The sequence below is a fragment of the Bacillus sp. JJ1773 genome (assembly GCF_036962035.1).
Lineage (GTDB): Bacteria > Bacillota > Bacilli > Bacillales > Cytobacillaceae > Cytobacillus.
Map to the genome: position 1 here is coordinate 47,247 of NZ_JBALNX010000067.1, position 12,582 is coordinate 59,828.

General features: G+C 38.3%; 13 protein-coding genes. 2 read left to right on the top strand and 11 right to left on the bottom strand.

Going from position 1 to position 12,582, the window contains the following annotated elements:
- Positions 1 to 6 precede the first annotated feature (6 nt).
- From V7127_RS19530 to V7127_RS19545, 4 genes are all read right to left on the bottom strand, one after another.
- Complete coding sequence (locus V7127_RS19530; RefSeq protein WP_335488806.1) at positions 7 to 852, bottom strand: DegV family protein; 846 nt, start codon at positions 850 to 852, stop codon at positions 7 to 9.
- 93 nt (positions 853 to 945) lie between these two features.
- Positions 946 to 1,824 carry an amidohydrolase family protein gene (locus tag V7127_RS19535; protein WP_335488782.1) on the bottom strand — a complete coding sequence of 293 codons (879 nt, stop codon included), beginning with the start codon at positions 1,822 to 1,824 and terminating at the stop codon, positions 946 to 948.
- Between the two features lie 307 nt (positions 1,825 to 2,131).
- A complete protein-coding gene (locus V7127_RS19540; protein ID WP_335488785.1) occupies positions 2,132 to 2,659 on the bottom strand; it encodes a hypothetical protein in 528 nt (175 codons plus the stop codon).
- An 11-nt stretch (positions 2,660 to 2,670) separates the two neighbouring features.
- The gene (locus V7127_RS19545) at positions 2,671 to 4,359 is read right to left on the bottom strand and encodes a formate--tetrahydrofolate ligase (protein ID WP_335488788.1); all 1,689 of its coding nucleotides are present in this window, start codon (positions 4,357 to 4,359) and stop codon (positions 2,671 to 2,673) included.
- Positions 4,360 to 4,543: 184 nt separating this feature from the next.
- Here V7127_RS19545 and metA point away from each other — a divergent pair, with 184 nt between their 5' ends.
- Positions 4,544 to 5,452: a homoserine O-acetyltransferase MetA gene (gene metA, locus V7127_RS19550; protein WP_335345414.1), complete on the top strand. Its 909-nt coding sequence runs from the start codon at positions 4,544 to 4,546 to the stop codon at positions 5,450 to 5,452.
- A gap of 42 nt (positions 5,453 to 5,494) precedes the next feature.
- Here metA and V7127_RS19555 read toward each other — a convergent pair whose 3' ends face one another.
- Both V7127_RS19555 and V7127_RS19560 read right to left on the bottom strand, forming a co-directional pair.
- On the bottom strand, positions 5,495 to 6,187 hold the full coding sequence (locus V7127_RS19555) for an AIM24 family protein (protein ID WP_335345413.1): 693 nt from the start codon (positions 6,185 to 6,187) through the stop codon (positions 5,495 to 5,497).
- A gap of 11 nt (positions 6,188 to 6,198) precedes the next feature.
- Entirely contained in the window at positions 6,199 to 6,888 is a 690-nt protein-coding gene (locus V7127_RS19560) for a class I SAM-dependent methyltransferase (protein ID WP_335488791.1), read from the bottom strand.
- 143 nt (positions 6,889 to 7,031) lie between these two features.
- Between V7127_RS19560 and V7127_RS19565 the strand changes: the two genes are divergently transcribed.
- Positions 7,032 to 7,253: a DUF3892 domain-containing protein gene (locus V7127_RS19565; RefSeq protein WP_335348403.1), complete on the top strand. Its 222-nt coding sequence runs from the start codon at positions 7,032 to 7,034 to the stop codon at positions 7,251 to 7,253.
- A 51-nt stretch (positions 7,254 to 7,304) separates the two neighbouring features.
- On the opposite strand, the gene mntR is transcribed toward V7127_RS19565, so the two are convergent.
- The 5 genes from mntR to ycaC all read right to left on the bottom strand — a co-directional run bounded on the left by mntR (position 7,305) and on the right by ycaC (position 12,357).
- Entirely contained in the window at positions 7,305 to 7,787 is a 483-nt protein-coding gene (gene mntR / locus V7127_RS19570) for a transcriptional regulator MntR (RefSeq protein ID WP_335348404.1), read from the bottom strand.
- A gap of 197 nt (positions 7,788 to 7,984) precedes the next feature.
- Complete coding sequence (locus tag V7127_RS19575) at positions 7,985 to 10,138, bottom strand: DNA topoisomerase III (RefSeq protein ID WP_335488794.1); 2,154 nt, start codon at positions 10,136 to 10,138, stop codon at positions 7,985 to 7,987.
- Between the two features lie 205 nt (positions 10,139 to 10,343).
- A complete protein-coding gene (locus tag V7127_RS19580; protein ID WP_335346806.1) occupies positions 10,344 to 10,976 on the bottom strand; it encodes an FMN-dependent NADH-azoreductase in 633 nt (210 codons plus the stop codon).
- 159 nt (positions 10,977 to 11,135) lie between these two features.
- Complete coding sequence (locus tag V7127_RS19585) at positions 11,136 to 11,579, bottom strand: MarR family winged helix-turn-helix transcriptional regulator (protein WP_335346805.1); 444 nt, start codon at positions 11,577 to 11,579, stop codon at positions 11,136 to 11,138.
- A gap of 139 nt (positions 11,580 to 11,718) precedes the next feature.
- Positions 11,719 to 12,357 (bottom strand): isochorismate family cysteine hydrolase YcaC, encoded by a 639-nt coding sequence (gene ycaC / locus V7127_RS19590; RefSeq protein ID WP_335488797.1) that lies wholly within the window; start codon positions 12,355 to 12,357, stop codon positions 11,719 to 11,721.
- Positions 12,358 to 12,582 lie beyond the last annotated feature (225 nt).

Sequence of the window (12,582 nt, forward strand, 5' to 3'; positions counted from 1 at the left end):
AAATTTTTATTCTAATCCATTAAACCAGCTAATACCAAGCGTATTCTCCCCCGCATGTACACCAATGGCTGCTCCAAGCGGATATGGCTGAAACGCAATTTCAGGGAACTCCACAATAAGCTCATCCTTCCACTTTAACGCTTCTGATTCATGTAATCCATACAAGATGTAAGCTTCTTTTATTGGTTTTTGCTGATGTGATTTTCTTAAAAGCTGAATCATTTTATCCTTCGCTTTTCTTTCACTTCTTACCTTTTCATTTGTGCTTAGTGCCCCATCAATGATAGCAATGATTGGAATAATATTCAGCATACTTCCGAGAAAAAATTGCACTCCAGACATTCTGCCGCTTCGATGAAGCTGTTCAAGACTGCCGATTCGTACATAAGTCTCATTCGTTTCACGTAACTTCTCCAAGCTTGATTTGATTTCTGCTGGCTCCATTCCCAACTCGGATAATTCAATCCCCTTTTTCACAATGCGGGTTAATGGATAAGTAAGGATCTTCGAATCAATTGTTATTACGTTTGAATCAACAAGCTGTGCAGCCTGTTCACTTGAAGAGGCGGTTCCGCTCAATTTGCTGGAAATATGAACAGAGAAAATCACATCATACTTTTCGCCAAGCTTTTCATACAAATCTTTAAATGCGCCAATTGAAGGCTGTGATGTTTTTGGCGGATTTTTTAATGTTTTTAAACGTTCATACAAATGTGCAGGCGTTAAATCTACCTCCAGAAATTCTTCCTCGTCTAATAAAATTGTAATCGGTATCGTATAAACATCTGGATGATTAAGCAGCTGCTCTTCTAAATAAGCAGTACTGTCTGTAACCCATGCTATTTTAGTCAACATTTTTCCCCCTTATTGAAATTTATGTAAAACAGTGAAAGAGGTTGGCTAAATCACCAGCCCCTTTCACGAAAATGAAGGTTTCAGTCAAAATCAGACTTTCTGAGCCAAACTTGATTGCAGCAAAAATGGTTTAATTTTTGGGAAAACCTTTATTGCTGTATTATAAAACACGTCCTCATGATGCTCTTCTGGGATTAGTTTTTTTATAAATTCTATATATGGTCCTACGGGAACGAGCGGCCAATCTGTCCCAAACAGTAATTTATGATAGGAATCGGAAAAAACAAGCGCATGTCTTAAATGATCTAAAAACCTGCCTTCACTTTTGCTTATAAGTTCCTTTTCTGTTCCAACAAGCAGACCAGATAAATCGGCATAGACGTTTGGATTTTTATAAATGATCTCAGCTCCTGTTAATGTCCACGGATCACCAAAATGAGCCATCATAAACGTCACATTGCGATGCTTTACAGCAACTTCATCAATTGTTAAAGGATGGGCATATTTTAACAGCCCTCTTTCCGAATATGTGTCGCCAGTATGAAATACAATTGGCAGACGATATTTTTCTGCCAGACGGTAAACAGGCTCATACACTTCATCATACGCATAAAAAGGATAGTAGCCTAAATAAATTTTCATCCCAACAACATTTGGCTTCTGAATCTCTAACTCAAGTCTTAATAAAGCCTCTTCATTCAGATCATATGGGTTAATTCCTGGACAATAGACAATTTGATCCGGAAGAGACCTTGCTAGATCAAGTCCCATTGGCGTCTGCGCGTGATAATCAGGAAAACCCATTTCAGGTGTTTCCGTTACCCCCATCGCAATACTAAGAACGACATTAGCTTTATTAAATTCTTCTACATAGCCATTATATGAATAATCAACAAAAGATTGCTCTCTTGCTGTTTGATGAAAGGATAAAATATCTGAAAAATGAATATGTGCATCAATAATTTTCATATTAACTCCCTCTATAGCTGAAATTCAATTTGATGAAGCTAACTCAAAATAGAGTTTGATAGATTTCTTTTAGCAAAGAAAATTAAGCTACATCTCTTTATATATTTTGCCTTCTGCACATAGTTTACTTGAAAAGCCTCTTTATTCATATACCTTTCCTGAAAATTTATTCTAGGTACTATCTACTAGTCCAAACGAAATCCCCATTCTTAATAATCGTATTAGCACAATTTAATAATGTAAAGATAATATTGAATTTTTTACAAAAAAAGAACTCTGCCTGAGAATAGGCAGAGCATAAAAAAGATCATTTTATTATAGTCCGCAATCGATCTAGACTATCGATCATATAATCCGTCATTATCACTAAATCATCCATTTGATCCTCAGAGACTAGCCTGTTAAAGCTAATGATCGTTTCATTCTTGATCCAATCTTCATTTACGAACGGATCACAAATGATAGACTGCTTTATTGTTCTGTCCTGTCCCCAAATTTCTTTAAGCCCTTTTTCAATCTGTTGAAAAATCTTAAGCTCATTCGGATGCATCGTTAAGAATTTTACAAAAAGGTGACAGCCGGACAATCGATCTGATTGGACTGCTGGCAAAAGCTCAGCAGCCAAGTTTTCTAACCCAGCTTCCATGATGATGGAACAATGAAGATGTTCAGCATCATGTTGGTTAGAGAAAGTTACTTCATACCGCCGGGATAGCTTTGCGGTATTTATGAAGTCATTTCGATCGATAATGATAATGTCCCCCGCTAAATCACGATCATAAAGCGCTCCCTCAATCACTACCTTCATATTTTCAAAAGCTGTCGGATCAAACATCTAAATATCTATTAAAATAATCCAATTGCATTGCCATTCTCATCTACGTCCATTTTGAGCGCCGCTGGCAATTTAGGCAATCCTGGCATAGTCATTACATCTCCTGTAAGTGCGACAATGAATCCAGCACCAACAGATGGCTTTAATTCTCTAATCGTAATGGAGAAGCCAGTTGGGCGGCCAAGCTTAGTTGGATCATCTGAAAGAGAATACTGAGTTTTGGCCATACAGATTGGCAGGCTGCCCCATCCAAAGCCTTCGAAATCTTTAAGCTGCTTCTTCGCTTTTGATGAAAATTCAACTTTTTCAGCACCGTAAACCTTTTGTGCAATTGTAAGAATTTTATTTTCTAGTGTATCTGAAAGATCATATAATGGCTCGAAGTTGTTTTCTTGCTTTTCAATAACTTCAAGAACCTTGTTTGCAAGGTCTACGCCGCCTTCTCCGCCTTTTTCCCAAACTTCTGTTAATGACACAGGGATATTAGCCTGACTGCAAAGATCCATTAATGTCTTAACTTCATCCTCAGTATCTGTAATAAATCTATTAACTGCGACAACAAATGGCAGGCCAAAGCTTTCGATTGTTTCGATATGTTTCTTTAAATTGGCGAAGCCTTTTGTAAGAGCTTGTACATCTTCTCTTCCAAGATCTGTTTTTGGAAGGCCGCCATGCATTTTTAATGCTCTAATCGTTGCTACGATGACTACCGCTTCCGGCTTGATGCCAGCACTTCTAGATTTAATGTGCAGGAATTTCTCAGCACCAAGATCAGCGCCAAATCCACCCTCCGTAACGACATAATCAGCAAGTTTTGTGGCAGCTTTTGTTGCGAGTACACTATTACATCCATGGGCAATATTAGCAAATGGTCCACCATGAATAAAGGCAGGAGTATGCTCAATTGTTTGTACTAGGTTTGGTTTAACCGCCTCTTTTAGAAGCATTGTTAACGCACCTTGAACTCCAAGATCTGCAACAGTTATCGGCTGTTTATCATAGTTGTATGCAAAAACCATCCGGCCAAGTCTTTCCTTCAGATTTTTCAAATCAGTAGATAGGCATAGTACAGCCATGATTTCTGATGCAACAGTGATATCAAAGCCATCTTCACGAGGAACACCTTGAACAGGCCCGCCTAATCCGATTACCACTTTTCTTAGAGCACGGTCATTCATATCAAGAGTTCGTTTCCAAACAATTCTTCGCGGGTCAATGCCAAGCTGATTGCCCTGCTGAAGGTGATTATCAATGAATGCTGCAAGTGCATTATTAGCAGTCGTAATGGCATGAAGATCCCCAGTGAAATGCAGGTTAATGTCTTCCATCGGCAGAACTTGGGAGTAGCCTCCTCCTGTCGCACCGCCTTTTACACCCATTGTAGGACCAAGTGATGGCTCACGCATCGCAATGATTGCTTTTTTGCCAATTTTAGTAAAAGCATCCCCTAGGCCAACGGTAACAGTTGATTTCCCCTCCCCAGCAGGAGTTGGATTTATTGAAGTAACAAGAATAATTTTTCCATCTTGGTTTGTATCGAGTTTTTGTAATGCTTCTGTTGATAATTTAGCTTTATATTTTCCGAAAAGTTCTAAATCATCTTCTTGAAGACCGATTTTTTTCGCGATTTCTGTAATTGGTTTCATTGGTGATTGTTGAGCGATTTCAATGTCTGACTTTACAATTGGTTTAACATTCATTTTTTATCCCCCTATGTATCACAATTATGTAATCGTTTACTACCTTATCATTGTACCATTTATTTTATTTTAAGTAGAGTATGTTGAAAAAGTTTTTTATTATAAAGCTTTTTTATCATTGCTACAGATGTTTTTCATTATTATAATAGATTTTAATTGAATTTTCTAACAGGGGGATGATGATTTGCCTATTAAGATTCCAAAGCTTTTGCCGGCAAGAGAAATTTTAGAAGAAGAAAATATATTCGTTATGGATGATGATCGTGCTCTCATGCAGGATATTCGACCTTTAAATATACTCATTTTAAATTTAATGCCTGAGAAGGAAAAAACAGAAACGCAGCTATTAAGGCTTTTAGGAAATACACCATTACAAGTGAATATTTCTTTTCTGAGGACAGCTACACATGAATCAAAGAACACAAGCCCATTGCATCTCGAGCAGTTTTATACTACCTTTTCTGACATAAAGCACCGCAAGTTCGATGGCATGATCATTACAGGTGCTCCAATTGAATTGCTTCCATTTGAAAAAGTGGATTATTGGGAAGAGTTATCTGAAATTATGGATTGGACGAAGAGCCATGTAACCTCCACCTTACATATTTGCTGGGGTGCCCAAGCTGCATTATTCCATCATTTCGGTATACAGAAATATGAGCTTTCAGGCAAATGTTCTGGTGTTTACTCACATCAAGTCCATGATCGTTCAGAGAAGTTACTTAGAGGGTTTGATGATGCCTTTCTAGCTCCGCATTCTAGATATACTGATATATTTATAGAAGAACTTGAAAATCATCCGACATTAAAGTTACTTTCGACATCCGAAGAAGCTGGGCCATTTATTTTGAGTACGAATAATGGAAAACAAATAATGATAACAGGACATTTAGAGTACGAAGCGGATACATTAGCTGAAGAGTACCGCAGAGATGTACAAAAGGGATTGGATATTCATGTTCCTGATCATTATTTTCCAAATGATGACCCATCCAAACAGCCGTTAAATAGATGGCGCTCCCATGCCCATTTATTATTTTCAAATTGGCTAAATTATTATGTATACCAAGAAACTCCATATGAGTGGGATTAAAATAGAAAAGCGGGAGCGCCCCCTAGGGGTGCCTCCGCTTTTCTATGATTGCTGTGAATAGTAAACCTCCTCAAACGGCTGAACGACAACAAACCCATTGCCTGAAAATTTCATTTGAATGGATTCGCCACTTCCTCTTCCAAGGAAGGTTTTGAAAGAAATATCAGTCACAAATTCAGGCTGCAACGTCCCTGACCAGGCAACGGTTGCATTCGGATCTGTAAAAACAGGATTATCAGGAGTAACGAGCAAGGTTAACGGCTCATAATGCGAGGTGATGGCAACCATCCCAGCCCCTTCTAGACGAACATTGAAAAGCCCGCCTGAAAGCATCCCGGCCACTCGCCTCATTAACTTAATATCCCATTTGACCGATGGCTCAAACGCAAGTAAATCATTTCCGTTCACGAAAATAGAATCTCCCTGTAAATGAAGGATAGAGATTTTTTTCCCTTGATCGGCTAAATATAATTTTCCATTCCCTGTCGCTTTCATTAAGGAAGTGCCTTCACCAGTTAATGCCTTTTTAAACATTTTTCCAATCCCATGTTCAAGAATGCCCTCCCGCTCAAATTTAATATTGCCGCGGTAAGATATCATAGCTCCAGTTTTTGCCCATATTTGGTTATTTAAATTAATTTCTAATATTCTTGGTGTTTCAAGTTCAAATAACCCTTCCTCTTTATCCTGCTGCTGAGTTGACTTTACAAAATCATTAATAGAATAACGGCTCATTTGTCTTCCCCCTAATCTTTCTTACCATTTTCTAACATAAAAACCCACATAAATGAAAGGGACTGCCTTAATTCTATCGATAATGACCCTTTAGGAAGCTGGTCTGCCGCGCGCTTATACACGCCAAGCTCGCCGACTTTATGCCAATTATTCTCTTCTGCTAGTTTCTCAAATTCCCAAGGCATCATCGTATTACATATTACCTTTTCCTGATATAGCCGCTGGAAGCTGTTTACTCGTGGCGCAGCTGTTGGCCCAAGAATACCAATGCAGGCGAATCCGCCTGGCTTCACAGCTCTTTGTGCTTCCATTAAGACCTTAAGGGGGCCCTCAGTCCACTCTAAAGAATTAATCGCCATTACAGCATCAAAGCTATTATCAGGAAAGGGGAGGGCAGAAATATCACCTTTCATAAATTGTGAATGATTATGCTGATTAATTTGCTTTGCCTTCCCAATCATTTCCTCAGAAACATCAATTCCTGTAACCATATATCCAGCTTCTGATAACTTTAATGACCCAAAACCGTCCCCACAGCCAAGATCACCTACAGAACCACCGGAAGGAACAAATTCTGCAAAAAATGACGGAATCTCTTTTCTGCTTCCACTTTCCCACATTTCTTGGCTTATTGAATTCCAGCTTGTAGATTTTTCATCCCATTGTTTCTCAGCCTCTTTACTCCATTCAAACTTTTGCATAATTCCCCTCGCTTTCACTCAATTAAAAATTGAACAAATAAAATATAAGTCTCTCCCTTATAATTTCTCTATTAAGAAAGCGAATCCTTTGTTTAAAAATACAATAACTGTGAAAAATAAGACTAATTAAAGGAGGAGAAACGATGTTTGAAGAACAGCTCGTGGCTGTACACAGAAACTATTTTGGAGATATTATCAGTTTTAAAACATCAAGCGGACGAATCATTTCATATCAAAAAGCTTTACAAGAGGCAGAAAATGGACAGATAGCTGGAGTGAATATACAAAATGGACAGGATGGAAATTCTTCCATATTAGTGCCTGAAACAGCCCTATCTTTTAATGATTGGCCTGATATGTATTAAAGGACCTGCATCATAGGCAGGTCCTTATCATTGTTCTTGCGCTAGCTTTTGTTATTGTGCTTCCTCTTGTTCTAGTTCCTGTTCTTTAACGTGTTCTTGCGCTTCCTCTTGATCTTCCTCTTCGTTTTGTCTTTGAATCTCTCTTAATGCTTCAACCCGCTCGGCATCCTCTTCAAAATACTGAACGAGATCTCCAATTCTGTCGATTGCATCCCAGCTTAAATGATGTTCAATCCCTTCAACATCGCCGTAAATATTTTCTTCTTTAACCCCGATTAAACGGAGCATCTGCTCCAGTAAATCATGCCGAAATACAAGCCTTTTTCCAATCTTATTACCTTTTGAAGTCAGACTTAAACCTCTGTATTTTTCATAAACTAGATACCCATCTTTATCAAGCTTCTGAACCATTTTTGTTACAGAGGAGGGATGTACTGCAAGAGCTTCTGCTATATCTGAAACACGGGCATATGTTTTCTCGGCAATTAACATGTAAATCTGTTCGATATAGTCTTCCATACTAGGTGTTGGCATCGAATACCCTCCCATATGAACTGGCCAAATATCTTTGTCCTATTTTTCGTATACTTCATTATATGAAATTTACTATGCAAAGTGCCTATTTTTACAAGCAGGTGACAAAGTTAATATCATATAATTATCTTAAGGCCTTTAAAAAGTTTACTACATTCATCATAGTGAAACAAGGAATTCAATGGCTAATATTTACTCTATTGGTTCTGAAACATAAACTTTACTCTCTTTTCTTTATCATCCCACATAAGTTTTGCCGAAAAAGTTTTTTCCTTGCTTTTGAAACCATCCATTAATTCTGTCGCACCTTCCTGGAGCAGCTGCTTAAGTAACTTTTGTGTGATGGATTTACCCATAATTTTTTTAGAGATAGTAAAATTACATTTCGTTTTATTAAAATTCGTGCAGCCATAAAACTTTCCTTTATCAATGACCTTGCCTTCACAAAATTTGCATTTCCCAATGGCAGTTGCTTTCTTTTGCTTCGATTTACCTGGTGTAAAGCCTTCCTTATCTTCTTCATTAAATGCCCATTCCCCGGCATTTTTTACAGATGCTTCAATAATGTGCGACACCATTTTATTTGTCAGCTCCATAAATTGCTTTGGGGAGGCCTCACCATTTGAAATGTCTTTAAGGCGCTGCTCCCATTTGGCAGTCATCTCTGGGGACGCAAGAATCTCAGATCCGATTGCACCAATTAATATTTTTGCCTTCGGTGTTGCATACACTAGATTTTTATTTATATCAATATAATTACGGTCTTTCAACATTGTAATAATGCCTGCTCTTGTTGCTTCTGTTCCAAGACCTTCGGTTTTCATAAGCACTTTTTCCAGTTCTTTGTCTTCTATATGCTTGCCAGCTGTCTTCATGAGTGTAATAAGCTGACCTTCTGTGTATCTTTTAGGCGGCTGGGTTTTACTTTCTTTTACCTCTGCCTTTATCACATTGCCTTTTTCTCCTGTTTGTAATGGAGGCAATTCTGGTTCATTGTCTTTTTCCACCTGCGGAATGACCTTCCTCCACCCCTCTTCAAGCTGAACCTTCCCCTTTGATAGGAATTTAGCTCTCCCTTCAACGAGTGTTTTCACGGTCGTATATTCGGTGACAGCCTTTTCATAATGTGCGGCAATAAGACTTCGCACGATGAGATCATACAGCTTTTTTTCATCAGGAGAGAGCTTTTCCAGGCTTGGTACTTGCTCAGTAGGAATAATGGCATAGTGGTCTGTTACTTTTTTGTCATTCACATATCTTTTATTATGAACTAGTGAATTTGTCGGCAAAGGGAAAAAGGGTTGATAATCACTGATTCGTCCGATCTTTTTCAGGATTTCCGGAAATAGCTCTGCTTCCCCTTTTGTCACATGTCTCGAATCAGAACGAGGATAGGAAACGATCCCTTTTTGATAAAGCTTTTGTAATACATCTAAGGTTTTTTTTGGAGGTAGCTTGAAGCGGCGATTTGCTTCTGCCTGAAGTGCTGATAAATTAAATAGTAACGGAGGAAGAAATTCCTTTTTTTCTGCCTGAACTTCTGCGACCTCTGCTTCTTTATTTTGGCAAAAAGCAGCAATTTTTTCGGCAAGCTCCTTTGTCTTTATTCGCGTCTCTCCGTCATTTTCCCATTTTCCCGTATATTTTTTTCCATTTATTTTGAATTGTGCTTGGACTTCCCAAAAAGGTTCTGATACAAAGCTCTGAATCTCGTTTTCTCTTTTTACAATTAAGGCAAGGGTTGGTGTTTGCACCCTTCCTACTGAAAAAACATCAGAAAACCCTTGCTGCTGGAGAAGAAGGCTATATAGGCGAGAAGCGTTCATCCCTACGACCCAGTCTGCACATGCTCTCGTATATGCCTCATAATAAAGGTTACGTGTTTCTGATTCTTCCAGTAATGATTGGAAGCCAACTTTAATGGCTTTTGGGGTTAACGAAGATATCCAAAGCCTTTTCATCGGAAGCCTCGATTTAGTAATACGGAGAATATTTCTAATAATTAATTCTCCTTCACGGCCTGCATCCCCCGCATGGATAACTTCTGTCAGCTTAGGGTCGGAAAGAAGATTTTTTATTATGTAAAACTGTTTTGCTTTATCTTTCGTCACTTCATATTCAAATTGTGATGGAATAATCGGCAATGAATGCAGTGACCATTTCTTCCACGCAGAATCATATTTTTCTGGTGCTGCCAGCTGGCATAGATGGCCTACTGCCCATGTCACATAGGCTCCTTGGGGAAAAACATCATTTGGAAAAATTTCTACAAACCCTTGATGCTTCTTCATTTTAAAAACGGAAGCCAGCGTCACTCCCTGGTCAGGCTTTTCCGCAATAATAAGTTTCATCTATTGCTCACTTCCAATTTTGATGATAATTTTAGACAACTATATTAATACTACTGAATCAGTGAGCAAATAACTAGACTTAAATAAAACAGTTTTCTAATTAAATCTTTCATTTGCTTTGATCTTCCGAAATAAATTAGCCCCAAAATTGTTCGCTTAACAATTTTGGGGCTGTATTTAAATATTTGTATTTTTAATTTAATAATTATACTGTAACAGCTGATAAACCTTTTGCTACATTTTCTACTTTTGCTAAACCTTCAGCAATAATCGTTTCGGCTTGAGCTGGCATAGCAGCGTGTCCTTCAATTATCACTTCATCAACAAGCTTCATACCAAATACTCCGCCGCATACATTTTTAATATAAGTAGCAGCCATCTCCATTGGTGCTGCTTCTGGTGATGAGTAAATGCCTCCGCGAGCACTTAGAACAACGAATTTTTTGTCAGTTAATAATTGTACCGCATTGCCATTTTCATCATATTTGAAAGAAAATCCAGCTTGGTAAATATAGTCGATGAAAGATTGTAATTTAGCTGGGATTGTTAAGTTCCATAATGGGAACGCGAATACAACTACATCTGCAGCTGTTACTGCATCCATTGCTTTTTGTTTAGCAGCCAAAATACGCTTTTCCACGTCTGTCATTTCTTCGCCAGACGCTACTTTACCGAAAGCGCTGAATAAATCTTGACCAAGGTAAGGCATATCTTCTGCAAATACATCGTAAGTAGTTACGTTTACACCTTCAATGTTATTCATGAAAGCTTCATACATTTTAGTTGATACTGCTTCAGATGCTGGGCGGTTGTTTGCTTTTACTACTAGAATATTCATTATGTTTTAAGTCTCCTTTAGATGTCTTTGATTTAATTATCTCGAATTAATAATATATCAAACTAGAACTTAAGTCAATCGAAAATTTGAAACTAATTATAACCAAAATTAGGCACTGGTTTTTCAACTTGATTAATCAAGCGATAATGCAAAAAAAAATTACAAAGGCGGTAATTCTTTTTTTTGGCTATGTTTATGGATACGAGTCATCAGAGTGTACAATGTTTTCGTTTCTTCCTCGTTTAAAACCTCATCAAAAAATGACGATTGAAACGCGAGTTGAGCTGGCATCGCCTCATCTAAAATCGCTTCACCCTTTTCAGTGAGACTGATCGTTTTTGTTTTCCAATCTTGCTTGCGCACTATATAACCTTCTTTTTCAAGCCGTACAAGCATTCGGGAAATACCACCTTGCGTAACTGTTACTTTATCAGCTAGCTCCATTTGCGTTAGCGGCTGATAAACTTGTATTTGCACGAGCACATCAAATTGTGCTGTTGTAATATCAAAACGCTTTAAAAAATCATTCGAAAGCTGGTTACTGCGGTTCGTAAAACGCATTAAGCGTAACCATATTAAAGACCCCATCGTATTATTACGCAACTCGTTTCCCCTCCCTAACATTAACCTAATTATCACTTTACCACTCAACTGAATAGAAATCAAGTTAAACCTCTCATAATCAAAAACGCAGCAAATTTGCTGCGTTTTTGATCCGATAAGTTAATCACTGTTAATTTAGTTATTGATTGCCTAGGTCGCGCTGAGCCCCCGTATAACTCCCGATTACATTTTGATAACCCGGAAGATGGCCTGCAAGCAGGGCGCCAAATCCTTCTTTGTCGTTGCGCCAATCGCGTTGCAATTCGCTTGCCACACTAAACCAATTCATGAGCTGTACTCCTGCATTAGCCATACGCATTAATGCGGCGTTCGCCACCTGCTTGTTGAAAGTTCCGGAAGCATCGGCGACAGCAAATACTTCATAACCTGCCTTCACTGCGGAAAGTGCCGGAAAAGCAACGCAGACATCGGTCACCACACCGGCTATAATCAGTTGTTTCTTGCCAGTTTCCTCAATCGCCTTGACGAAATCCTCGTTGTCCCAGGCGTTGATTTGACCTGGTCGAGAGATCTTTGGCGCATTTGGAAAGAGATCGACGAGTTCTTGCATAAGCGGTCCATTGGGACCATTCTCAAAGCTTGTGGTCATGATGACGGGCAGATTAAAAAATTTAGCAGTATTGGCCAAAGCCAAAACATTATTCTTGAATTCGTCTACACCGTAGTCACGGACAAGGCCGGAAATGAGTCCGGTCTGATGGTCCACTAGAAGAAGCGCAGCTTCATCCTTGGAAAGACGTGAATAGAGATCAGACAATTTGTATTCCTCCAAAATTTATGTATTATAAACGATTCCCTTTTTGTATTTCCTTCACTTTAATTTATTTCCAACATTCAATAAAAACAATTACATATATTTAAACTAATACTTATTTTCGAAAAGAGGGTTGCCATGTTTATTTATGTCGTTAAAGAGAGTGATTCTGTGTTTTCGATTGCAACTAAATACCAAGTCTCTATGGATAGTATACGCAACATAAAC

Coding starts and splice junctions, on each gene's coding strand:
- V7127_RS19535 (WP_335488782.1), bottom strand. CDS start 1,824: ATGAAAATTATTGATGCACATATTCATTTTTCAGATATTTTATCCTTT.
- V7127_RS19540 (WP_335488785.1), bottom strand. CDS start 2,659: ATGTTTGATCCGACAGCTTTTGAAAATATGAAGGTAGTGATTGAGGGA.
- V7127_RS19545 (WP_335488788.1), bottom strand. CDS start 4,359: ATGAATGTTAAACCAATTGTAAAGTCAGACATTGAAATCGCTCAACAA.
- V7127_RS19555 (WP_335345413.1), bottom strand. CDS start 6,187: ATGAGCCGTTATTCTATTAATGATTTTGTAAAGTCAACTCAGCAGCAG.
- V7127_RS19560 (WP_335488791.1), bottom strand. CDS start 6,888: ATGCAAAAGTTTGAATGGAGTAAAGAGGCTGAGAAACAATGGGATGAA.
- V7127_RS19565 (WP_335348403.1), top strand. CDS start 7,032: ATGTTTGAAGAACAGCTCGTGGCTGTACACAGAAACTATTTTGGAGAT.
- mntR (WP_335348404.1), bottom strand. CDS start 7,787: ATGCCAACACCTAGTATGGAAGACTATATCGAACAGATTTACATGTTA.
- V7127_RS19575 (WP_335488794.1), bottom strand. CDS start 10,138: ATGAAACTTATTATTGCGGAAAAGCCTGACCAGGGAGTGACGCTGGCT.
- V7127_RS19580 (WP_335346806.1), bottom strand. CDS start 10,976: ATGAATATTCTAGTAGTAAAAGCAAACAACCGCCCAGCATCTGAAGCA.